The following is a 23,405-nucleotide window of genomic DNA, read 5'->3' as shown; positions in this document are numbered from 1 at the left end:
TCTACCTTTTTGTCGATTCGCAAATTCGACCTTAATCGTCTGAAACCCGCCATACAGCTGAATAAAACCGATCTTTCACAATAAGTAAGTTTCTGTTAAACTAAGATTTAACGTTTTGCGGGGGTGAAGTTATTGGATAAGCTTAGTCTACATGATGCATTAAAACAACGAATATTAATCCTCGACGGTGCGATGGGGACCATGATTCAACAAGTTGATCTCACTGGTGCAGATTTTGGCGGAGAGGATCTGGATGGCTGTAATGAAATGTTGGTACTTACACGTCCAGAACTCATCCAGCGCATTCATGAAGAATATCTGGAAGCTGGTGCAGATTTAATCGAAACCAATACATTCGGAGCTACTTCGGTTGTATTGGCCGAATACGATATCCAGGATCGTGCCCGCGAGATTAACCTCGAAGCTGCTCGAATTGCGAGAGCTGCGGCAGATCGGTTCTCGACTCCAGAGTCCCCACGGTATGTGGTAGGTGCGATGGGACCAACAACGAAGACGCTCTCGGTTACGGGCGGCGTAACGTTTCAGGAGCTCATCGACAGTTATTCCGAGCAAGCGCTCGCTTTAATTGAGGGAGGCGTTGATGCGCTACTGCTTGAAACTTCGCAGGATACCCTTAATGTCAAAGCAGGCAGCATAGGTATCCAGCAAGCATTCGAGCAGAGCGGAATTAAGCTCCCTTTGATGATTTCAGGGACAATTGAACCGATGGGAACAACCCTTGCGGGTCAAAACATCGAATCCTTTTATATATCCCTAGAACACCTTAACCCAATTTCAGTGGGACTAAACTGTGCTACAGGCCCGGAATTTATGCGTGACCACATCCGTTCTCTTTCCGGAATGGCTTCAGTAGCAGTCAGCTGTTATCCGAATGCAGGTCTACCTGATGAAAATGGTAATTATCATGAATCACCTGATTCACTCGCTCAGAAAATTGGAGCATTTGCCGAACAGGGATGGTTAAACATTGCCGGAGGTTGCTGCGGTACAACTCCAGCACATATTCGGGCGATGCGTGATACGCTTGCCAAGTACCCCCCAAGAGAAATGAACGGAACACATCCGCCAGCATTATCCGGTATCGATCCCGTATATATAGAGCAGGATAATCGTCCATATATGGTTGGTGAACGGACCAACGTGCTTGGATCTCGGAAATTCAAGCGCCTGATCGTTGAAGGGAAATATGAGGAAGCTTCGGAAATTGCACGCGCTCAGGTGAAAAATGGAGCACATGTTGTCGACGTTTGTGTGCAGGACCCGGACCGCGAAGAAGCTGAGGATATGGAAAAATTCCTCGAACTGGTCGTCAAAAAAGTAAAAGTTCCGCTGATGATTGATACAACCGACGCAAAGGTCATCGATCTTGCTCTTCAGTACTCTCAAGGTAAAGCGATAATTAACTCCATTAACCTTGAGGATGGGGAAGAGAAATTCGAGCTTGTAACTCCTCTTATCCACAAATATGGCGGAGCCGTTGTAGTGGGTACCATCGATGAACGTGGACAAGCCATTAGTCGGGAAGATAAATTGGAGGTTGCCAAGCGTTCATACGATCTGCTGGTGAACAAGTATGGATTGAAGGCTGAGGACCTGATTTTTGATACTTTGGTGTTCCCTGTTGGCACCGGGGATGAGCAGTATATTGGTTCTGCCAAGGAAACCATTGAGGGGATTCGGGTTATCAAGGAAGCTATGCCTGAGTGTCATACGATTCTTGGTATCAGCAACATCTCATTTGGATTGCCTGAGGCCGGTCGGGAAGTCCTAAACTCTGTCTTTTTGTATGAATGTACGAAGGCAGGACTCGATTACGCGATTGTAAACACGGAGAAGCTGGAACGTTATGCTTCCATCCCTGAAGAAGAACGCAGATTGTCGGAAGAGCTGCTCTATAATACGAATGACGAAACACTCGCTGCATTCGTAGCGGCATTCCGGAACAAAAAGGTTGAGAAGAAAGAGAAAATTTCGAATCTTTCATTAGAAGAGCGTCTCGCCTCTTATGTTGTCGAAGGCAGCAAAGAGGGATTGTTGCCAGATTTGGAACAGGCTCTTGCCAAATACTCAGCGCTTGAAGTCATCAATGGGCCACTTATGCAGGGGATGGAAGAAGTAGGCCGACTGTTTAACAACAACGAGCTGATCGTTGCCGAGGTTCTGCAGAGTGCGGAAGTAATGAAGGCCTCAGTTGCTTATCTGGAACAATTCATGGAGAAAAATGAAACATCTGTGAAAGGCAAAATCATTCTGGCAACAGTTAAGGGTGATGTGCACGACATCGGGAAGAACCTGGTGGAGATCATCCTGTCCAATAACGGTTACCGAATCATTAATTTGGGTATAAAAGTACCACCAGAACGAATCATAGAAGCATATAGAGAAGAAAAAGTGGATGCTATCGGCTTATCCGGTTTGCTTGTCAAATCGGCACAGCAGATGATTGTCACCGCGCAAGATTTGCGTACAGCGGGTATCGACGTACCTATCATGGTGGGCGGAGCAGCACTTACGCGCAAATTCACCAAGAACCGGATTCGTCCTGAATATGACGGAATGGTTGTATACGCAAAGGACGCGATGGACGGTCTGGATTTGGCTAACAAGCTGATGAACCCGGTTTCCCGTGAAGCCATGCAGCTGGAGATGGAGGCTGAAAAAGAAGCGGATGCGTCCAGCACAGAAGCGGTTAAACCGCTACCGGAGCTTACGCGAGTAGAGCGGTCGGATATCGCAATCGACAATCCTGTTCTTGTTCCTCCGGATCTTGAGCGGCACACGCTGCGTAATTATCCATTGTCGCACATTTTGCCGTATGTAAACATGCAGATGCTGCTTGGTCATCATCTTGGCCTTCGCGGTTCTGTGGAGCAGCTGCTCGCTTCGGGTGATCCCAAAGCTACCGATCTCAAAGCGGTTGTAGACGGAATTATGCAAGAAGCAGTCCGGGATGGAATTATCCAGGCACATGCGATGTATCGCTTCTTCCCAGCACAATCCAGCGGCAATAGCATCATCATTTACGATCCCGAGAATACAAGCAATATTCTGCATACCTTTACATTCCCGCGGCAAAAGGTTGAACCGTTCCTGTGCCTGTCTGACTTCCTGAAGCCTGTGGAATCCGGAGAAATGGATTACGTTGGATTCATGGTTGTAACAGCCGGTCACGGTGTTCGTGAACTATCCACGGCATGGAAGGAGCAAGGGGACTACCTTCGATCACATGCTCTGCAATCTGTAGCGCTTGAAGTGGCTGAGGGATTAGCTGAACGAGTGCATCATATGATGAGAGATATATGGGGCTTCCCGGATCCGGCGAACATGACCATGAAACAGCGTCATGGTGCGCGTTACCAAGGCATACGGGTGTCATTTGGATATCCGGCTTGTCCGGATTTGGAAGATCAGGGGCCACTCTTCAAGCTGATGCAGCCTGAGGATATTGGTGTGGAACTGACGGAAGGCTTCATGATGGAGCCGGAAGCTTCCGTATCCGCGATGGTGTTCAGTCATCCGCAAGCCAAATATTTTAATGTTGAAAAAGCATAGTCAATAAGAGGTCAGGCAGAGCCCTCCGCATCGTCGGAGGCTTTTTGCTGGCAACAGAAAGAGGTGCAATCCGGATGGAACTATATTTCCTGGGAACTAACGCTGGTGTACCTACACTGCAGCGGAATGTAACTTCCATTGGGCTCCGCATGTTGGATGAGCGAAGAGCTTTGTGGTTGTTTGACTGCGGGGAAGGAACCCAGCACCAAATTTTGAGTTCACCGCTAAAACTGAGTAAATTGGAGAAAATCTTCGTTACCCATCTTCATGGGGACCATGTATTCGGGCTTCCCGGCCTGCTTTCGAGCAGGGCTTACCAGGGGGGGACTACACCCCTTACGGTTTATGGACCGCCTGGGACAGAACGTATGATTACAACCGTAATGGAGTTAAGTCAGTCTCGGATTAACTATGAGTTGAAGATTGTTGAGCATACAGGTGGTTTGCTGTTTGAAGACGAGAGCTTCATTGTAGAGTCTGCTTTACTGGAACATCGGATCGACAGCTACGGCTACCGAATTACGGAAAAGGATCGTCCAGGCAGTCTCGATCAAGCCAAGCTGGCAGAGTATGGTTTGAAGCCGGGTCCTCTTTTTGGTCGTCTTAAACGCGGTGAGACGATTACCCTGGATGACGGCAAAGCTGTTCGTCCGGAGGATGTATTAGGAGCTCCCAAACGCGGCAAAGTGATAACCATTTTGGGAGATACACGACCGTGTGCAAATGTATTGCCCCTCGCTAAGCATGCAGATGTACTTGTACATGAAGCAACATTTATGGACGATTTGGCAGATACCGCTCATGAGTACTATCATAGCACTGCTAAGCAAGCGGCTGAGGCGGCCAGAGCAGCAGATGTTGGAGAATTGATTATGACTCATTTTAGCTCTCGTTATAAGGATGATGAACAGCTGCAGCCCCTTTTGGACGAGGCAAAGGCCGTTTTTCCCAACTCCAGATTGGCGAATGAGCATCAGTTAATTCCTGTCATTCATCATCAGAATGGATCTCAGTTATAATTAAGGCAGTTGGACTTCAAAAAATGTTCGTTTAAAGACGGCAATTCAGGCGGGACTGAAGGGGAAAGGCCCTGAGGTCCCTTTTGCAATCTGATCGGAAAGCGTGTAGGATGGGCAATATGAGCAGGGAAATGAACCAAATTATTTTCCGGGAAAGCGCAGGAAATGACAAGCTTGTACAGAAGGCGCGCGAGTGAAAACGTCTGGGTTCGATTCGGTTCGACGTGTTGCGTGCTCATACGAGCAAGCCCGTATTATTTTTGAAATACATAGCTATGGATCAAAAAACATCAAAATGTAATTAAGGACATGAATTGTTAATGGTCTAAAAGAAAGGAAGTGCTCTGTATGATTAAGGCCTATCTAATCGATCTGGATGGAACACTCTATCATGGCAGACATCGTATTGATGGGGCAGACAAGCTTATTCAGACACTGAATGAACAGGCAGTACCTTATTTATTTGTAACAAATAATTCTTCACGTACTCCGCAAGGAGTAGCAGATCACTTGAACGAAATGGGAATTCCAGCGGAAGCATCTCAAGTTTGTACTTCTGCAGTTTCTGCTGCTGAATATGTAGCTGAAGAATCTCCTGGGGCAAGAGTTGCCTGCATTGGAGAAGCTGGTTTACTTCAGGCTATCGATGAAGCAGGATTGCAAAGGACGGAAGAAAAGCCGGAATACGTCATTCAAGGCATTGACCGAGAATTTTCCTACCAAAAACTAACCAAGGCACTGCGCTGGATTAATGATGGAGCAAAATCAATTCTGACCAACCCAGATCTGCAGCTCCCCTCTGATGATGGCTTGACTCCAGGAGCGGGTACCATTGGTGCTGCGATCGAAGCGGCTACAGGTGTTTCACCAACTGTAATCGGCAAGCCTTCCAGCATTATTATGAAGTCAGCGATTGATCGATTAAATTTAAGGGCTGATGAAGTGGCAGTGATCGGGGACAATATGCGTACAGATATTGCAGCAGGAGCAGCAGCTGGATGCGAGACATTGCTCGTATTGACCGGAGTCACAACGAAAGAAAATATGGACACTCATATTAGCGCGACCAAGATACGTCCTGATCATGTGTTTGATGATTTGCATAAACTGATTGAGTGGCTGTCGCAACAAGCGAGCCAAGCATCCAAGAAGGGATAGATACAGATGCCGGAACTGCCGGAAATGGAAAACTACCGGACATTATTGTCCGCAGAAATACTTGATTTACCTATTACTGGTGTTGTCGTTAATCGGGAAAAATCCATCAATAAAGAGCCAGAGGAATTTACGCGCGAACTTACAGGCAATCGTATTATTTTTGTCGAGCGCCGGGCGAAGCATCTTATTTTCCATTTGGCAAACGGTAAACGACTGGTGCTCCATCTCATGCTGGGAGGCATGATTTACTGGGGGACTGAGGCAGATCGTCCCGATCGGTCGACACAAGTTGAGATTCAATTTGGTGATCATATCTTGTTCTTTAGTGGACTCCGATTGGGTTATTTGCACCTGCTTACATCCAAGGAAACGGAAGAAGCCATGGCCGATCTTGGACCTGAGCCACTTGATCGACGCATGAATCCTGAGCGTTTTGCTTCATTGCTGAAAGGACGCCGCGGAACGCTCAAAACGACCCTGGTTAATCAGCACATTATTGCTGGTATCGGCAATTGTTACTCGGATGAAATTGCTTTTGCTGCAGGTTTGAGACCTAGTTCCAAAACACAGAACATCGCCAGTTCACCAGAACTCACAGAGCGTTTGTTCCGTTCTATGCAGTCGGTGCTCCGTGAAGCAGCTTCGGAGGGTGGTTATATGGAAATGCCGCTGATGCAAGGGGACACGAAAACAGGAAGTTTTGATGAGCAATGTAGGGTATATGATCGCGAAGGGGAAAGCTGTCCACGTTGTGGAGGCACGATTGCACGAGTGGAAATTACGGGGAAGAAGGCTTTCTTCTGTCCGAATTGTCAGCATGAGGCCTAATTACGGAATCGGCGCACACGTCAGCACGAGAGGTGGATTTTTACAAGCAGCCAAGAGGGCATATGAGATGGGGGCAACGGCATTTCAATATTTTCCGAAGAACCCCCGCAGCCTTGGTTTGAAAGATCCTGACCTTAAAAATGCTGAATTGTGCCGGGAGTGGTGTGAGGAGAATGGCATTGCGTCCATTGCACACTCACCCTATCCGACGAATCCGGCTTTGGGCATGACCCGTGGAGAGGCGGGGTTTCATGCTACCGTAGCTTCCATAAGGAATGATCTGCACATTGCAGATGTGTGCGGTTCAGTAGGAACGGTTGTTCATTTTGGTCATCTTAAGAGTGATCAGCCGCTTGAAGGATATCAGAATCTCATTCATTGTTTGGATACGGTTTTGGAAGACTGGAATGGAGAGGCAAAGATCTTGCTCGAAAATCAGGCAGGTGACCACGGTTCAATGGGCACGACCATGGAAGAAATGATTCAGATTCGCAAGCTGAGCCAATATCCGGAGCATATTGCTTTTTGTTTTGACACATGTCATGCTTTTGCTTCAGGGATGTGGCACAGCAATAGTGAACAGGATATGCTTCAGAAAGGCAGACAGCTTGGGTACTGGGATGCACTTGCTGCTGTGCATTTTAATGATTCCAAATATGCTTCCGGCTCGTGCAAGGATCGACATGCGCGAATCGGTCAGGGATTTATAGGAAGCAAAGCGATGCAAGAATTGTTGAGTTCACCTGAGTTCCAACGGGCTGTCGTTGTGTTGGAAACCGAGACAGGTGAGGATGGGACGCACAAAGATGATATTGAGGTCATGCGTTCCTGGTTGTAAACGGGGAGAGGAGTGGTCGTATGCATGTTTTCTTGGATGATTACCGGTCATGTCCCAAGGGATTTGTCTTGGCTACCAATGCTGAAGAATGTCTGATGCTGCTCAGGGAAGGTGACGTGGATATCCTGTCCCTGGATTATGAATTGGGTCCGGATTCGCCTAATGGTGGAGAAGTTGCAGCTGCCATTGTACGGGAAGGGCTGTTTCCGCGCGAAATTTATTTACACACCTCCAGCATGTATGGCAAACGTCAGATGTACGAATTGTTATATACCAATAAACCTGACACTGTAAAGGTACACAACGGTCCGATGACAGGTGAGGTTATGCTTCGGGTTGCTGCGGGAGAGCTTAGCTGATGAAGCCCATTCATTCGAAGCTTTTGATGCGCGGTGTGTGGGAAGGTATTCCTCAAGCTGTATTTATCTACACCCCTTTATGCGGTACTTGTGCTGCAGCGAGAAGAATGCTGGAAATCGCGGAGCATTTGTTGCCTGAGAACACATTATTTGAAATGAACATTCATGATATTCCGGATCTTGTGCAGCAGTTTAAAATTTCAAGCGTACCTGCAGTGATGCTGTTTGATGGAGAGCAGGAGGTACCTAAAATGATTTACCGAATGTCCTCGGTGGAGCACCTGCTAAATGAAATTCGAAAGGCGGTCCTGAAATGAGGATTATTTCGATGGAGCATGTTTCTCTCCGCCGTGAGGATAATCAGATCCTGGATGACGTTCATCTGCATATTGAGCAGGGCGAGCATTGGGTCATTCTGGGACGTAACGGTTCAGGCAAAACAACGCTGCTGGAAATGATGAATGGATATATGTTCCCCAGTCAAGGGCGTATTGAGGTGCTGGGGAACTTATATGGGCAATGTGACGTTCGTGAAGTCAGAAAAGAGATTGGTTATATCAGTCAAACGCTGATTGAAAAACTGACATTGCGAGATCCGGTCTGGGAGGTAGTTGCGACAGGTGCATTTGCCTTTTTGCGTTTTTATCAGACCATTCCCGATGAAGTGAAGACGAGAGCCTTGAATCTTCTGGATGACATGGGCTTCGCTAAACTGGCTAATCACCCGCTCGGTACACTTTCCCAGGGGGAGCGAAAAAAAGTCATGCTGGCACGTTCACTGATGGCGGACCCTAAGTTACTAATTATGGACGAGCCGTGCGCTGGACTCGATCTGTACGAACGGGAAAAAATGTTGGCTGAAATCGACCGACTTCGTCAGCGCAATATAACAGTAGTATATGTAACACATCATGTAGAAGAGATCATGCCCTTATTTACACATGTAGCATTAATTCGCGAAGGTCGTATTGCTGCGGCAGGAAACAAACATGAAGTTTTGACACAGGATACAATTATGCATACGTATGACATTCCGGTCGACATTGAGTGGGATCACGATCGACCATGGATTCGCGTACGTTCTGGAGGGTAACACAAGTTGAGTACACAGTCGTCTAGCGGAGAAGGGAACTTCTCCCGTTTTATCTGCACAGCCAATCATGGCTTTGCACCCTATGCTCAGGAAGAACTGCGCCGTACATTTGGTGCTGTTAAGAGCACGGTACTTGTACCGGGTGAAGTCCTTCTTGCCGGCTTACCGGTAACAGAAGAAGAGGTATCGATCAAACTCCTTGAGGAAAATCCAACGTTTTTACGTCACATTCAGCCTGTTCAGTTTCAGGAGAATACGGAAGATTCTGATCAGGCGATGGAGAAACTGATTGCCTTTATTACAAACCATACGGAGTTGACCGGAACCAAAGTGGCATTACAGGTTCGTAAAACGGAAGGTTCATTTTGGCTGGAGAACGCCGCTTCATTGAAGCAATGGTTGACCGAAAAGCTGGATACACTAGGCTGTGAGTGGGTTGTTCGTGATGCAGACTCTGTTATTTCTGTGTTTGCGGCAGATGATGCATTGTATGCTGGCATATCACGACCTGAACAGAACCTTTCCGACTGGAACGGGGGAGCTGTACGCTTTCAAAAAGAGGAAGGCCAGATCTCACGAGCCAAATTCAAGCTGCTTGAGGCAGAGCAGACATTTGGCATCGATTTTGCATCGTTTCACAAGGCGCTTGATATTGGTGCGGCCCCTGGTGGTTGGACTTCCTTTCTGCTGGAACGAGGACTAGAAGTCACAGCAGTGGACCCGGCCAAAATGGATGCCACACTTCTGGAATCGCCCAAACTTACGTTTTTGAAAAAGAATGCAGGTGATGTTCGGTTCCGTGAAGGTGAATTTGATCTGCTTGTCTGTGACATGAGCTGGAGTCCCAAATTGATGAGCCGACTCGTTTCGGACTTGTTATACAGTCTTCAATCCGGTGGAACAGCGGTTGTTACGGTAAAATTGCTTCATAAAAAACCACTTGCGCTGATCAAGGAAGTCATTGACACGTTTGAGCGTTCACGAATGCAGATTCAACGATCCAAACAATTGTTTCACAATCGTGAGGAAATAACACTTTATATGATTAAATATTAAGCGGGTAAAGATTTTAAATTTACTACTTTACAACATCTTGTGGCGTATACTATAATGATACCAATATTAACCATAATGAATCCAAGGGAAAGCATCCCGAGGTGGACAAGTCCGGATAACCGGACTGTTGCACTTCGGTAAGCTTTCCCTTTTTTGTTATGCAGAAAGGAGGATTATACATGAGACATCCGGCGAGGCTGGAACACGGAAGCCTGCTGGGAGGACGATATCGAATCGAGTCCGTACTGGGTACAGGTGGGATGAGTCACGTATATAAGGCAGAAGATATGAAGTTGCCAGGTAAAACCTGGGCAATAAAAGAAAGTGTTGCTACGGTACCATATGAATCGAGTATGGAGACGGAAGCTGCTCTTTTGACCTCACTCAGGCATCCCAGATTACCGTTGATTGTTGATTTTTTTGTACCGGATGAAGAGGGCTACACGTACCTGGTAATGGAATACATTGAAGGTCAGACACTGAGTGATTATCACAAGCAATGTCGCGGAAAGATTCCCCTCGATCATATGACAGATTTTGTGCTCCAATTACTTGACGTGCTCAGTTATTTGCATGGTCTGAATCCAGCAGTGATCTATCGCGATCTGAAGCCATCCAACATTATGATAACCCCAGACCATGAAGTCAGGTTGATTGATTTTGGGATTGCTCGCAGCTTCAAGGCTCAGCATACAGAGGATACGGTGAAACTGGGTACGGCAGGGTTTGCTGCTCCCGAACAATACGGTACCGGACAGACGGATGCCAGATCGGATTTGTATGGGCTCGGAGCACTGCTGCTCTACCTCATGACGGGTGGTACATATACAGAATGGATACAAGGCGTCGAAAGTTCCATACGCAGTGATGTACCTCGCACTTACATTCCGGTTGTACGGCGATTGTTGAGACAGAACCCTGAGGAACGCTTCCAATCTGCCGATGAAGTCCGCAAAGAACTGCTTCGAAGACCTGGAATAACGGAGAGTAATGATTCGACAACATTGACAATTAGCGGTGGAACTAGAGTTATTGCTCTGACAGGAGCATCTTCCGGTGTTGGGGTGACGCATACCGCCATAGCCATTAGCCATTACCTGGAGAGACAACAGTTTAAGGTGGCAGTCATCGAGATGTCGCCGCGCTCCCAATCGTTTGCAAGGATTCAGCAAGTTGCCCAAGCTGGGAAACCATTATCGGCAGGAAGACAGTTTGCAGTAGACGGAGTGCACTATTGGAAGCAGTCCGGACGAGCAGACATTTTGTCTCTGTTGGGTGGCAGCTACCAATTCATCGTTATGGATCTGGGTAGTGGTCAGGATCAGAATCGACTGGAGGAATTTCTGAGAGCAGACCTGCCTATTGTTGTGGGCTCAGGTGCTGAGTGGAAGCAGGCAGAGATTAATGCATTTGTTCGTTCGCATCATCGTTATCCGAGAGACAAATGGATTTATTGTTTGCCGCTTGCAGCCACAGATGCTGTTCAACGTGTACGTAGAACTTTGAATACATCAAGTGTGTACGGACTTCCATTGCACATTGATCCTTTTGATAGGGATTCTCAGACAGACAAGGTATTAGCCCAGATATTGAATCATTTGATCGGGCAGCAGCCCAAGAAGCGTTCGTTTTTTGCAAGAAGAATAAAATCATGATTAGAGGAGCTTGTGAAAGGAGAGCCTTTTTTGTCCAAATTAAGAAAACAAAGCCGACAAATGATCTATGCCGGATTAACCGGTGCGGGAGCAGTAGGATTATTATTCGGGGGATATGTCATCTACAACGTGATTACAATGAATGACACCAAATCTGAAATGGAGTCCCAGTATGCTTCAGCTTACGAACAAAAAGAAGCTGAGCTGCTGCAGCAATGGAACACAGGAGCACAAGGCTGGGTAACGGTACGTGACGTTGAAGCAGGAGAACCGATCTTACCCCAGGATATTAAGCTTATCGCGATACCTGATGCTCAAGCGCCACGTAATTTATGGTCCAGCACCAAAGAGATGGATGGGCAAGTAGCCAAAATAGAACTGAAAAAAGGAACAGCCATAACAACCGAAATGGTTTATGAAGACACGCCAGCACCGCCAGATCTAAGAAATCGTGAACTGCAGGTCGTTTTATTACCCACTTCACTTGCACAAGGCGATAATATAGACATTCGCATCCAATTTCCAACAGGTCAGGACTATATCCTTCTGTCCAAGAAGAAAGTAGAGCGCCTGAATGAAGCGACGTTGTGGATTACCATGACCGAGGAAGAGATTTTGTCGCTGTCCAGCGCAATCGTAGATGCCTATTTACATAAAGCTTCAATTTATGCACTAACGTATGTTGAGCCTCAGTTTCAGACAGCTGCAATTCCAACGTACCCTGCCAATAGTGAAGTGCTGAAACTGCTTGAAAGTGACCCGAACATTGTTCGAAGGGCAGAACAGGAGTTGTCGAGACAGGTACGGAGTTCACTTGAGAGCTCTCTGGCTGCTTCCATGACAGCGCCCTCCCAAAGCGTTGAGCAAGATGTTGCACAATCATCCGTTTCTCATAACAGCAGACCTCGCTCTAACAATATTTCGGACGAAGTCATATGGAATGACGGATCAGGAAGCAATCAGCAAACGACAAATGGAAACAATCAATCCACGGAGTCTTCCGCATATACGGATGAACAGAAAAACCTGTTGACCGGAGGAGAGTAATAGACATTCGAAATGCAAAAATATAATGCTGATAACAACGTATTAATGCATAAAAGGAAGGAGTTGAGTGTCACGTGCACACTTGGATTTTCGCTGGATTATGTGAAAAAAATGATCTTATGTTATATCTGTGCAAAATTTTAGCCACTTCAGGCAAGCGGGTGTTACTGGTTGACGGAACTTTACAACAAAAGTATGGGTACGGGGTTGGAGAAGGACACCATGCTCTACGTATCACCGAATTTGAGGGTTTTGATATTGCCTGTCACTTTGTAACTTCGGCCGCGGTTGAGAGTCATCTGGAGGCTAGTGGAGAAGGTTTGGAATCCTATGATTTTGTCCTGTATGACATGGAAACCTCCCATTTCGCCTCTAGAGAATTATGGCTCACGGCTGATATTCGAGTCTGGGTGAGTGATTATGAACGTTACAATCTGGAACGAGGAAAAGGCTGGTTGAGGCGGCTTTTTGAAGAGCAATCATTACCAACAGAGCTTTCATTTCAGCGCATTCTGATTAATGCAGTTGACTGCAAATTGGAAGAACGTTACCTATGGGCCTATCTGGAAGGAAGTCCTTTTGTTTGGACAGGCGAATCTTTGATACTTCCATGGGATGAACTGACTGCTGCGGTGAAATTGGAAAATGAACATCACCGTCGGGTGCGGTTAGGGCCTTTGTCACGGAGCTACAAGAAATCACTATGTCGTTTGTTCGAACAATTGACTGGATGGGAAAGTGTTCGTAGTCGAAGAGCGATAAAGGAAGCGGAAAGGATGAGAGCATGAGCAACATTTTGTTTTGGAGTCCTTTTGCAGGTTCGGGCAGTACGTCCAGTGCAATAATTAGCGCCTACGCCATGGCACTTCAATACAGGACCCGAGTTTTATTAGTGAACACAGGTCCAGTCGGCAGTGGTATTGAAGCACCGCTTCCATCTATGGAATTAGGGCAGGCTGACAGTCTGTTCAGATTTGAAGAGGGTGGTTGGGATGCAGTAGAACGACTACATATAAGCGGAAGCCTCAATAAGCATAATTTGAAGGATTACGCGAAGCCGCTATTACGGGATAGATTGGATTTATTGACCGGAAGAATTAACCAGATGGAACGTACGCCCAAAGAACACATTGAAACGTTGAAAGCACTGCTGGAAGTGGCAAATGAGTACTACGATATGGTTTTGCTGGATGTGGACCGTGAGGGAATGGATGCGACCGTTCTGCTGGCTCAAGCTGATTATGTTGTAGTGAATTTGACACAAAATATGCGTGATCTGGAATTGTTTTTTGAACACAACAAACCTGATCACTTAAGTAATCAAAACATGCATGTTGTCATCAACAAGTATGATCCGCAAGCAAGGGCAACTCTTAACAACATTCGCCGACGTTTCCGTTACAAGGGATCCATATCTATTGTGCCTTATACGACTGCATTTCTGGATGCTGTGAATCGGAGGGATACGGCTACGTATCTGCAGCTTGAAGGATTGAGTGACAGTAGAGATCTTCGAAAAGGAAGCATGGCCGCCAGTATGGCTGAACTTGCTCGCCTGATTATGGACGGTGCAGGTATGCGCACTGTTCTGAAAAGGCTGGAAAGGGGAGCCTGAACCTCTAATGCTCTGGAATACAATAGCGATCAGTTTTATTGTAATAGCTGTTTTGACATACATCTGGATCAAAACGAAATCATTCCATCGGCAAAAAAATGCAGGAACTCCTGAACGCGAGGCATTTACGATTGGAACGCTGACTGAACAGGTGAAGAACTCGCTGCATGAATTAAGTCATAGTCAGCTTGCGGATATCGGTCTTCATGAAGAAGAATATCGCAGGAGAATCAATCAGCGTGCCGAGATGAGAAAAGCGCTGAAAGGCTGCGTCTCTGGCAGCATAAGTGACAAAACCTATGTAAAGAACCTGATCGCTGACTTACTTACTCGAAGCATAGGTCTGAATAAAACCAATGTGGATGAAGTCATCCTTTTTGCGGAACCCGAGCTGTTATCCGTTCAAGACCAGTTTGAAATTGTCTTTTACCTGTACCGACAGCAGTTCGGCGTCGATGCCTTGTCACGCTTGATTGACACTTACGATCTGGGCAAACTCCGATTGGAGGATGGTGCTGAGGACGGCGGTGGATATTATGTTTCCGAGGAAGATATCCGGTATGTATTTGAATGCGAGTACCGTGAACTCGGATTTAGAGAAAAAACGGATATTATCGTCCAGCGGATATACCAGCATTACAAAGGCTTCTCGGTTGTAGATGAAATCAGAGACCAGCGAATTGACGGGGTTAGCGGTGGGGTTAGCGGTATGCTGGATGCCATGCAGGATATCGGAGTTAAGCACCCGGCTTCCTGGAATGATCTGTTAGAAGATGGCTTGGAGGATACACCCGTTGAAGTTCCGCTAAGTGGTATGGAGAGTGTTTGGATTTTTTACAAGGGGAAGTCGATCCATCTTTCATTTTTATCGTTTGGCAGTACACGGGAGCTGAAGAGGGTTTGTCAGAATATTTATAAATATAATTATCCTGGTCAGTTATCTGAAGCGAATGGATATAAGGTTAACGAAATGAAGGATGGCTCTCGTGTCGTTGTGGTACGGCCTCCTTTTGCAGAATCATGGGCGTTTTTTGTCCGGAAATTCGATATTCCCAATGCGTCGCTTGAGCAATTAATAACCGGCAGCAATGCCGAACTGCCAATCACATTACTGAAGTACCTCATGAAAGGAAGTCGTATTACAGCTGTGACTGGTGCTCAGGGATCTGGTAAAACGACGCTGCTGATGGCGATGGTCAAGCATATCTATGCCTCATACACTCTGCGTGTACAAGAAATGGCATTCGAGCTGCAGCTGCGTCGAATCTACAGTCGTCGTAATATTTTGAGCTTTCGGGAGACGGAACATATTTCAGGTCAACAAGGACTGGATTTGCAGAAAAAAACAGATGGAACAGTCAACATACTGGGAGAGGTTGCGAGTGATGAGGTTGCTGCCTGGATGATTCAAATGTCGCAGGTGGCGAGTTTGTTCACTCTGTTTACCCACCATGCCAAGACATTCCGGGATCTGGTATTCTCGCTCCGCAACTCTTTGCTCAAAACAGGCATGTTTCAACATGAGCACATTGCTGAGGAACAGGTCGTCAGTGTCATCAATTTTGATGTGCACATGAAAAAGGATCCTGAAGGTCGCAGATACATAGAGCGAATTACAGAGTGCCTGCCTCGTGCTGATCAGGTGGACAGTGTGGAAGAACGGGCAGGGTTTGCTTTTCGGAATGTCATTGAATACAAGGATGGCGAATATGTGGTAACCGCTCCCCTGTCACCTAGCTGCATCATGGATATGCGGGACCAAATGACATTGCACGATGCTGCACAGTTTGAACAGTTTATTGAGCGGCACTGGGGTGATATGCATGACAACTAAATCGTGGCTTATCCTTTTGCTGGGTATATGTGTCTCCGGGCTCGTGATTACGCTCCTGACTCTCCAATTCTTTCAAAAGAGGGGGAAGGGCTTAAGCGGTAGAGTTCCTGGAGCAACAACACCTGTTGCCAATCGAACGGTCCGGTTAAGGTCATTTCTGCTGCACTCCTATCGCTGGGGTACGAGGGTGCCGATTTTGGCATCTTACATCTATTTAATTCAGAAGCGGATCTCATTCAGACATGTTGGAGACGAAGCATCTTTACGACGTATGACCATGACTGTTGTTCTGATTGTTGTGGGAGGATATGGAAGTATTAGTATTGTGCTGTTCTTCATGCAACCAGGTATTGCTTTCGTCATTTTGTCTGTACTTTGCGCTGTCGTAATCCATAGTCTTGTCGTGGACTTGTGGCTGAATCGCACAGAGAAACGTCTGCTAGTCCAAATGTTGGATCTGTTTGCGGACGTTCGACATCGATACCACCAGCACGGGATGATCGAAGAAGCACTCTATGAAGCTGGAGAAGCTGGTGTGGGTGAAGCAGCCGATCAGGTATTGCTAATCTATGAGGCACTGACTTCACCAGATCCCAATGAAGCGTTGGAAAGGTATTACGAGATAGCCCCCAACCGATTTCTTAAGGCTTTTGCTGGCATCTCCTATATGGTAATGGAGTTTGGGGACAAGAACAGAGCTCAAGGTTCAATCTACCTGAAAGGTTTGGGAAACCTGACTCAGGAAATTCATTTGGAAATTTTACGGCGGGACAAGTTGGATTACCTTTTAAAAGGATTAAACATGATTGCGCTGGCTCCGGTATTATTTACGGCTCCCATTGAACGCTGGGCGAGAGGCAGTTTCCCGACCATGGATGAGTTTTACCGCAGCAAGCTTGGATTCATAACCAAAATATCCATCTATATCATCATAATTTTGGCCTACTTGCTGTTGCAGAGACTTCAGCATTACGATGAAACGCGATTCCGCTCAGGGCACAAACCTTCCATCATGGACCGTTTTTTGTACAACCAAAAATTCATTCGTAAATTGGCCATGTTGTTTGCTGCTAAACCAGGAAGTACAAATTATACCCAGACCGTAAGGCTGATGAGGGAGAGCAGCGCTGAATTAAAATACGAGTGGCTGGCGATCCGCAGACTGATGTTGTTTGTGTGCTCCTTTGCACTGGCTATCGGTTGTATATTACTGCTTCATCATATTGAACGAAATCATGTTCTATACGATCCGGTAAGAGATGACCGCATGTTTGGAGCAATGGCCGAAGCGGAACTGAATCAGGCTGCAGAAAAAACAGCTTTGGACCGAGAGGTAATGGAGCGGTTAGGCATGAAACGTGGAACTAGTTATGATGACGTGTTTAACATGTTACAACAGGTTTCCTCCATCCCACTAGACTCTGCTACACAAACTGAGACCAGTCTGCGCATTATTCAAAAGCTCGAAGTATACAACAAGCAGTATTTGCACTGGTGGGAGCTGCTGATTGCCATCTTTATCGGCGCGGCGGGATATTACATGCCCATATGGCTCATGATGTTCCAGCGTAAAATGCGAAGTATGGACATGAAACACGAAATTTACCAATATCAGACGGTGATCTTCATTTTGCGTGAGATGGACCGGATGTCTGTTGAAGAGATTTTGGAATGGCTTAATCGCTTTGCCGTCATTTTCAAACGACCCCTTCAAAAATGTCTGCTTCACTTTGAACATGGACCAGAAAATGCACTCGAGCAGCTGAAAGAGGATGCAGGGTTGCCTGAATTTCAGCGTTTGGTGGACAAACTGCAGCTTGCACTCGGTAAAATATCGATTCGTGAAGCGTTTGATGATCTGGACAGCATGATGACTTTTTATTTTGATCAGCGGAAGCAGGAGTATACCAGAATGATAGATGTAAAAGCCTCATGGGGCAGAATGATTGGCTTTACCCCGATGTATGCCCTTATTTTTCTCTATCTGGTCATCCCGCTTGTTGGTATGAGCTTCCTGCAAATGAACATTTATTATGAACAAATTCAGAAGCTGTAGCGGTTCAGGTTGAACCCGTTCAGGCTGATGTACATTTATTTATCAAAACTTAGGAGGATTTAACATGAATAATGCTTCAAGTGCTTTAAAGGTAGCCGCAGGGATCTTTTTGACGATTGCCCTTATTACGATTGTAGTGCTGCTGTTTATTTCTGCTCAGGAGGCGACCAAAACAGCGCAAAACAATTTTGCGGACATTCAGACAGAATTGTCTCAGGCCGCATTTACGGTGTATGACGGGACTACGATCAGTGGCTCCCAAGTTACTAACGCACTGCGAAAATATGCGGACAAGGATCAATTTGGTATCCAGGTCATTACAGGAAAAAACAAGGGTGGTCAGTGGTATGGCAATGAGTTGAACATTTCTCAGGATATTAATAATGCGGACTACGGTTCAGTCGTTGCTCCAGATAACAAAGTGGGCAGTATTAATCAGACGATGAGCGAAAAGGACAATCAATACGTTAACCCAAGTGGAAAGTTCAAGGCCGTTATCGTTAAAGACAAATCAAATGTGGTGAGAGGACTAATCTTCCAGCAATCCTGACAGGAGTTGGTTTCCATTGTCCCAGAATACTCAGCAGCTCATGTTGTTTTGTACTGCAATTGTCCTGTTTGTAACAGCCTGTCTATATGGACAACAAAGCGTTAGCGTATTGGCCAGTGCTTTGAGTTCCAGCGTGCACACGAATGAAGACATGGAAGGAAGAATAAATACGACATTAAGAATAAGCAAACCCCTTCGTTACAGCGGAGCTGAGGTGTTACATACGGTTAGACAAATGACGGGTACAGCGGTGGAAGTGCAGGTTGACGGGAAAAAGTATACGATAGACCCGCTTATCAACCGAAGTGCGACCATACCTGTTCACGTGTCCGCTTCCTATAAACCGGAGTTTATGAGAGATGATAGCGGGGAATTGCTTCGAATTGCATTTTGGAGGGAGGCCAGTATCAATTGATAAATGCTGTATCCAAGCTGCTAGCAGTTATGCTGGCAGTACTTCTGCTATATGTATATCCGACTGCGGAAACGGCAGATCGACAAGACGATATAGCGCGAATGGTCACATATCAGACGGTTACCCGCTTTGTGGATTCAGTCAGAACGAAAGGTTACATTTCTCCTGGGATGTATGCCGAATTTGAAGAACAGCTGGCGCGAACAGGCAATGTTTATGATATTTCCATGGAGCATCTGCACAAAAAATATGTTCCTCATTACACGGATCCGATGGATCAAGGTACATTTACAGGAACATATGAGACGGTACAGGATGCATATTACTCAGCGCAAATTTTAGAAAAAATGTTCCCTGTCTCGGGCGCGTACGCAGCCGATGATCCGCTTCGTAGATACACGCTGACCGTGGGTGACTTTTTCACGATTACACTTAAAAATACCAATCGGACATCAGCCATGCTGATTCGCGAGTGGCTGAATGGTACGGCTCCTGCGGCAGCAGTGTTTACCACTTATGGAGGCATGGTTCTCAATGAAGATTACTGATTTGTCCATTGTGTTTGTTCTCGTATTTCTACCCTTTTTTTGGATGGTTTCTCGGAATACCCATGATGCGGATGAAGTTCAGCTTCTTAATCAAAGGTATAGATCAGCCCTCCAAACAGCTGTATTGGACGCGGGAAACGTAATGCATCAGAATGAGAAGCAAAACAGTGAAGCAGGATATGATTCCACCAAATTCGTAAAGGCAGATAAGGAACTGGCGCTTCAGACATTCACTCAGACGATGGCCTTAAATATGGGCATACATGACGATCCAGAGGCAATACAAGCACTGTTTGATTACATACCGGCCATAGTTGTACTGGATTACGATGGTTATTATATCTTAGCTAAGGAAGCGGAGATGACTGGTGAGATTGATGATTCGTACCACCAGGTATGGAGTCCTAAAATGCCTTATACATATTCAGATTCAGACGGCAGCAGCATTAATTTTACACTTGACGGTTATGTTTATGCTTATGATGCCGTTCAGGGTAAATGGATTGAAGGTTTTCAAAGGGAACTCGCTTCGACTAGTGGAATTCCATTGCTGCAAAATTCAGATTCGTTTGAGCAGGTCAGACAAACTCGCATCGTCATGAGCGTACAGGAGAATCTCGCTGAAGTCATTAATCGGCATAATGAGTTTGCAAGAAGAAACGGGATATCCTATACGTTTACCTTGCCTCTTATTTCTCAGGAGGATTGGTACAATACGATTAATGATACGGGGATCATGGCCTTTATTCAAGGCTTGCCTGTAGGGATCCAGAAGGTAAACACCTATGCCATCGGTGGAGGAAGGTTGGTTAAAAGAACAGCAGTCATTGGAGGGATAGAACCTTCTACCGGCATAAAGTATTATTATCCAGCAACTTGTAAGAATAACTTCCGAGCTGAAGAAGTTTTTACCGATGCGAAGCAGGCCGCGGCGGCGGGGTATTTTGAGGGGAATTGTTTCATAAACAAGGTTGTTCACTAAGTAAGACTGCTGCGCTTACTACATTGCTTTCAGAAAAGGCAGGTCCTGTGCTAAAATAGGGTTTCAGTTCAGAACTTGACCGGTATCAACAATACCGAATAAAAAGTAATGTTAAATAGATAGGAGCAACCTCATCTCATGAGTTTATTGTCAGTGGAGAACGTCAGTCACAATTTTGGTGACCGCACGTTATTTAAAAATGTATCTTTTCGTTTACTTGCAGGAGAGCGTGTAGGCTTGGTCGGAGCAAATGGTGTAGGAAAGTCCACTTTAATGAACATTTTGACCGGAAAATTGCTGAAAGACAGCGGGAAAGTAGAGTGGACACCAAAAGTCCGTTACGGATATTTGGATCAGCATACCAAGCTGACTCCGGGCAAAACAATCCGCGACGTTTTAAAAGATGCCTTCCTTCCCCTGCTTGAACTGGAAAAAGAAATGATGGCCATTACAGACCAGATGGCTGATGCAGACCCAGACCAGCTTGAAAAACTGCTGGAAGAAATGGGTGAAATCCAGGAGCAGCTTGAGCAGGGCGATTTTTATTTGATTGATGTAAAAGTGGAAGAAATGGCGAATGGCCTCGGATTATCCGCTATTGGGCTTGATCGTGACGTCGCTGCTCTAAGCGGGGGACAACGGACCAAAGTATTGCTCGCCAAGTTGTTGCTCGAGAAACCGACGGCTCTTTTGCTGGACGAGCCAACAAACTACCTGGACGTGGAGCACATTGAATGGTTAACGCGATATTTGAAAGATTACCCTTATGCATTCATCCTGATTTCACATGATACGGAGTTCATGAATGAAGTCGTTAACGTCATTTATCATCTGGAATTTGCTAAATTGACGCGTTATGCTGCCAACTACAATAAGTTTCTTGAAATGGCCGATATGCAAAAAGCACAACATATCGACGCTTATGAGAAACAGCAGGAATATATTAAGAAACAGGAAGATTTCATTCAGCGTAACAAGGCAAGAGCCTCCACTTCCGGACGTGCCAAAAGCCGTGAGAAACAGCTGGGCAAGATTGAACGAATTGATCGCCCGGATGAAGCAGCAAAGCCGACATTTAAATTCAAAGATGCCCGTGCCAGCAGCAAAACAGTATTCGAGGGAATTGATTTCGAGATTGGTTATTCCTACCCTTTGCTGCCTAAGATGACAATGACCATTGAACGTGGTGAGAAAATAGCCATTGTTGGATGTAACGGTGTAGGTAAGTCGACACTTCTTAAAACCATATTGGGCAAAATCCCGCCGATCAGCGGTAAAACGTTCCTGGGGGATTATCTGGAAACGGCTTACTTTGAACAAGAAGTTCGGGCTGGTAACATTACCCCAATTGAAGATGTGTGGAACGAATTCTCCCATCTAACTCAGAATGAAGTACGCGGGCATCTGGCCCGCTGTGGTTTGAAAAACGAGCATATCACTCGTCCGCTGAGTGCACTTAGTGGGGGAGAACAAGCGAAAGTTCGCTTGTGCAAGCTTCTGATGCGTGAAAGCAACTGGATCCTGTTTGATGAACCGACAAACCACTTGGATGTAACAGCAAAAGCGGAGCTAAAACGAGCTTTACAAGAGTTTAAAGGTACAGTGCTGCTCGTTTCGCATGAACCTGAATTTTATCAGGATTGGGTCACCAAGACATGGGACGTTGAAGCCTGGTCTGAGAAAAACTAGTTGTTGCGGAGCAATCTAGTGCTCTACAATCAAAACATTCAGCCACATGAGTTTGAAAATCAACGGTGACAAAAAAAGGTGACTATGGTAACATAGGCTACAACTTCATACGATCACTAGGGGGGCCGCTCGATGCGGCTGAGATGGAATAATGCGATTCCGGACCCTTTGCACCTGATCTGGATTATACCAGCGTAGGGAAGTGGCGCGTTTTAGTTAATGATATGGGCAAATTAATATTCGATTTTGTAGCGAATGTGAATGCTCACAAGTGGAACATGAAGGTATCTCGTATATATCAGGGCTATGATTTAATAGCTTGTATACCTGACAACTGGCATGTGAAGCTCATTTAACTAACTGGACATGTTATCGCGGCCACTCCCTACGGGAGTGGCTTTTTTGTGCTTACATATTGTGACGGCAAGGAAGGTGAAACCAAACGGATACCTTTAAAAAACCTGTGAAATCACTATCGTTTGAACTGCATGCTGTTTCACCAGGGGTAGGGGATCAACAACGTTTTCTGAAGATTGCAGCGGATGCATGGCCTTGGCTTGACTATATCCACATCCGGGAAAAACATCTAACCACCGAACAAAAAATTCAATGGGCTCACAGTTTGCTGAACGCAGGAATTCCATCTGACAGGATCGTAATCAATGGTCTATGTGAGCTGAATAAGTTGGAGAAACATGTTTTCATTGAGAGGATTCATTGGGGTCAGTCCGATATGGCGACTACTCAAGGCAGCAGCCTGAACAAATGCGATCGACTTCGTCTCGGTATCTCTGTTCACTCTCTTCACGAAGCTAGAGCAGCTGAAGAACGGGGAGCGGATTATCTCTTTTATGGTCATGTATTTTCCTCCAGCAGTAAACCTGGGATCAAGCCGAGAGGGATAGATGCACTGTCTGAAATATGCTCAGCTGTTTCCATTCCCGTAATTGCCATTGGCGGAATTGAACCGGCAAACATAGCTGCTGTACGTGCAGCCGGAGCAAATGGTGCGGCAGTAATATCTTCGATCTGGACCAGTGATAATCCGGAAAGTGCGGCAGCAGCCTTGAGGTGGGCTATTGAACGATAG

At 46.0% G+C, this 23,405-nt stretch carries 21 protein-coding genes and 1 riboswitch; all 21 genes read left to right on the top strand.

The genetic code is table 11. The annotated features are described in order from the left end of the window. Positions 1-132: 132 nt before the first annotated feature. The 21 genes from metH (at position 133) to AC3RCI_RS17785 (ending at position 23,405) form a co-directional block, all read left to right on the top strand. Complete coding sequence (gene metH / locus AC3RCI_RS17885; RefSeq protein WP_336781994.1) at positions 133-3,573, top strand: methionine synthase; 3,441 nt, start codon at positions 133-135, stop codon at positions 3,571-3,573. A gap of 74 nt (positions 3,574-3,647) precedes the next feature. Then, positions 3,648-4,592: a ribonuclease Z gene (rnz, locus tag AC3RCI_RS17880; RefSeq protein ID WP_492472466.1), complete on the top strand. Its 945-nt coding sequence runs from the start codon at positions 3,648-3,650 to the stop codon at positions 4,590-4,592. A gap of 348 nt (positions 4,593-4,940) precedes the next feature. Beyond that, positions 4,941-5,750, top strand: a complete 810-nt coding sequence (locus AC3RCI_RS17875; RefSeq protein ID WP_336781992.1) for a TIGR01457 family HAD-type hydrolase — start codon at positions 4,941-4,943, stop codon at positions 5,748-5,750. A gap of 6 nt (positions 5,751-5,756) precedes the next feature. After that, on the top strand, positions 5,757-6,578 hold the full coding sequence (locus AC3RCI_RS17870) for an Fpg/Nei family DNA glycosylase (RefSeq protein WP_492525822.1): 822 nt from the start codon (positions 5,757-5,759) through the stop codon (positions 6,576-6,578). Continuing rightward, positions 6,568-7,416, top strand: a complete 849-nt coding sequence (locus AC3RCI_RS17865; protein WP_336782078.1) for a deoxyribonuclease IV — start codon at positions 6,568-6,570, stop codon at positions 7,414-7,416. The genes AC3RCI_RS17870 and AC3RCI_RS17865 overlap by 11 nt, the downstream gene beginning before the upstream one ends. A 20-nt stretch (positions 7,417-7,436) precedes the next feature. After that, complete coding sequence (locus AC3RCI_RS17860; protein WP_095286453.1) at positions 7,437-7,775, top strand: cyclic-phosphate processing receiver domain-containing protein; 339 nt, start codon at positions 7,437-7,439, stop codon at positions 7,773-7,775. Next, positions 7,775-8,092 carry a thioredoxin family protein gene (locus AC3RCI_RS17855; RefSeq protein ID WP_154893801.1) on the top strand — a complete coding sequence of 106 codons (318 nt, stop codon included), beginning with the start codon at positions 7,775-7,777 and terminating at the stop codon, positions 8,090-8,092. Before AC3RCI_RS17860 ends, AC3RCI_RS17855 begins: the two co-directional genes overlap by 1 nt. A gap of 2 nt (positions 8,093-8,094) precedes the next feature. Further along, on the top strand, positions 8,095-8,868 hold the full coding sequence (locus tag AC3RCI_RS17850; RefSeq protein ID WP_154894359.1) for an ATP-binding cassette domain-containing protein: 774 nt from the start codon (positions 8,095-8,097) through the stop codon (positions 8,866-8,868). 6 nt (positions 8,869-8,874) lie between these two features. Then, positions 8,875-9,924 carry a 23S rRNA (cytidine(2498)-2'-O)-methyltransferase RlmM gene (locus tag AC3RCI_RS17845; protein WP_336781989.1) on the top strand — a complete coding sequence of 350 codons (1,050 nt, stop codon included), beginning with the start codon at positions 8,875-8,877 and terminating at the stop codon, positions 9,922-9,924. Positions 9,925-10,103: 179 nt separating this feature from the next. Further along, positions 10,104-11,579 carry a serine/threonine protein kinase gene (locus tag AC3RCI_RS17840; protein WP_492525820.1) on the top strand — a complete coding sequence of 492 codons (1,476 nt, stop codon included), beginning with the start codon at positions 10,104-10,106 and terminating at the stop codon, positions 11,577-11,579. Between the two features lie 30 nt (positions 11,580-11,609). Next, the gene (locus tag AC3RCI_RS17835; RefSeq protein WP_492472470.1) at positions 11,610-12,626 is read left to right on the top strand and encodes an SAF domain-containing protein; all 1,017 of its coding nucleotides are present in this window, start codon (positions 11,610-11,612) and stop codon (positions 12,624-12,626) included. A 74-nt stretch (positions 12,627-12,700) separates the two neighbouring features. Beyond that, positions 12,701-13,414 carry a hypothetical protein gene (locus AC3RCI_RS17830; RefSeq protein ID WP_492525818.1) on the top strand — a complete coding sequence of 238 codons (714 nt, stop codon included), beginning with the start codon at positions 12,701-12,703 and terminating at the stop codon, positions 13,412-13,414. Further along, entirely contained in the window at positions 13,411-14,241 is an 831-nt protein-coding gene (locus AC3RCI_RS17825) for a CpaE/TadZ family protein (protein WP_492525816.1), read from the top strand. Before AC3RCI_RS17830 ends, AC3RCI_RS17825 begins: the two co-directional genes overlap by 4 nt. Before the next feature lie 7 nt (positions 14,242-14,248). Further along, positions 14,249-16,075, top strand: coding sequence for an ATPase, T2SS/T4P/T4SS family (locus AC3RCI_RS17820; RefSeq protein WP_336781984.1), 1,827 nt, complete (start codon positions 14,249-14,251; stop codon positions 16,073-16,075). Beyond that, positions 16,065-18,131 carry a hypothetical protein gene (locus AC3RCI_RS17815; RefSeq protein ID WP_492525814.1) on the top strand — a complete coding sequence of 689 codons (2,067 nt, stop codon included), beginning with the start codon at positions 16,065-16,067 and terminating at the stop codon, positions 18,129-18,131. The genes AC3RCI_RS17820 and AC3RCI_RS17815 overlap by 11 nt, the downstream gene beginning before the upstream one ends. Before the next feature lie 64 nt (positions 18,132-18,195). Further along, on the top strand, positions 18,196-18,681 hold the full coding sequence (locus tag AC3RCI_RS17810; RefSeq protein WP_095286462.1) for an ABC transporter permease: 486 nt from the start codon (positions 18,196-18,198) through the stop codon (positions 18,679-18,681). Between the two features lie 16 nt (positions 18,682-18,697). Continuing rightward, positions 18,698-19,096 (top strand): hypothetical protein, encoded by a 399-nt coding sequence (locus AC3RCI_RS17805; protein ID WP_336781982.1) that lies wholly within the window; start codon positions 18,698-18,700, stop codon positions 19,094-19,096. Continuing rightward, on the top strand, positions 19,093-19,644 hold the full coding sequence (locus AC3RCI_RS17800) for a hypothetical protein (protein WP_336781981.1): 552 nt from the start codon (positions 19,093-19,095) through the stop codon (positions 19,642-19,644). The genes AC3RCI_RS17805 and AC3RCI_RS17800 overlap by 4 nt, the downstream gene beginning before the upstream one ends. Then, on the top strand, positions 19,631-20,626 hold the full coding sequence (locus AC3RCI_RS17795; RefSeq protein ID WP_492525812.1) for a hypothetical protein: 996 nt from the start codon (positions 19,631-19,633) through the stop codon (positions 20,624-20,626). The genes AC3RCI_RS17800 and AC3RCI_RS17795 overlap by 14 nt, the downstream gene beginning before the upstream one ends. Positions 20,627-20,764: 138 nt before the next feature. Further along, a complete protein-coding gene (locus AC3RCI_RS17790) occupies positions 20,765-22,315 on the top strand; it encodes an ABC-F family ATP-binding cassette domain-containing protein (protein ID WP_095286466.1) in 1,551 nt (516 codons plus the stop codon). A 108-nt stretch (positions 22,316-22,423) separates the two neighbouring features. Beyond that, positions 22,424-22,533: riboswitch (TPP riboswitch) on the top strand. A 245-nt stretch (positions 22,534-22,778) separates the two neighbouring features. Then, a complete protein-coding gene (locus AC3RCI_RS17785) occupies positions 22,779-23,405 on the top strand; it encodes a thiamine phosphate synthase (RefSeq protein WP_336781979.1) in 627 nt (208 codons plus the stop codon).

The sequence above is a fragment of the Paenibacillus sp. MT124 genome, assembly GCF_058792755.1.
The sequence above is the reverse complement of the archived record's forward strand: the minus strand, read 5'-3'. Positions and strand labels throughout refer to the sequence as shown.

What these genes read in the sequence shown, in the direction of transcription:
- rnz (WP_492472466.1), top strand. Translation starts at nt 3,648, where the DNA reads ATGGAACTATATTTCCTGGGAACTAACGCTGGTGTACCTACACTGCAG.
- AC3RCI_RS17875 (WP_336781992.1), top strand. Translation starts at nt 4,941, where the DNA reads ATGATTAAGGCCTATCTAATCGATCTGGATGGAACACTCTATCATGGC.
- AC3RCI_RS17870 (WP_492525822.1), top strand. Translation starts at nt 5,757, where the DNA reads ATGCCGGAACTGCCGGAAATGGAAAACTACCGGACATTATTGTCCGCA.
- AC3RCI_RS17865 (WP_336782078.1), top strand. Translation starts at nt 6,568, where the DNA reads ATGAGGCCTAATTACGGAATCGGCGCACACGTCAGCACGAGAGGTGGA.
- AC3RCI_RS17860 (WP_095286453.1), top strand. Translation starts at nt 7,437, where the DNA reads ATGCATGTTTTCTTGGATGATTACCGGTCATGTCCCAAGGGATTTGTC.
- AC3RCI_RS17855 (WP_154893801.1), top strand. Translation starts at nt 7,775, where the DNA reads ATGAAGCCCATTCATTCGAAGCTTTTGATGCGCGGTGTGTGGGAAGGT.
- AC3RCI_RS17840 (WP_492525820.1), top strand. Translation starts at nt 10,104, where the DNA reads ATGAGACATCCGGCGAGGCTGGAACACGGAAGCCTGCTGGGAGGACGA.
- AC3RCI_RS17825 (WP_492525816.1), top strand. Translation starts at nt 13,411, where the DNA reads ATGAGCAACATTTTGTTTTGGAGTCCTTTTGCAGGTTCGGGCAGTACG.
- AC3RCI_RS17820 (WP_336781984.1), top strand. Translation starts at nt 14,249, where the DNA reads ATGCTCTGGAATACAATAGCGATCAGTTTTATTGTAATAGCTGTTTTG.
- AC3RCI_RS17815 (WP_492525814.1), top strand. Translation starts at nt 16,065, where the DNA reads ATGACAACTAAATCGTGGCTTATCCTTTTGCTGGGTATATGTGTCTCC.
- AC3RCI_RS17810 (WP_095286462.1), top strand. Translation starts at nt 18,196, where the DNA reads ATGAATAATGCTTCAAGTGCTTTAAAGGTAGCCGCAGGGATCTTTTTG.
- AC3RCI_RS17795 (WP_492525812.1), top strand. Translation starts at nt 19,631, where the DNA reads ATGAAGATTACTGATTTGTCCATTGTGTTTGTTCTCGTATTTCTACCC.
- AC3RCI_RS17790 (WP_095286466.1), top strand. Translation starts at nt 20,765, where the DNA reads ATGAGTTTATTGTCAGTGGAGAACGTCAGTCACAATTTTGGTGACCGC.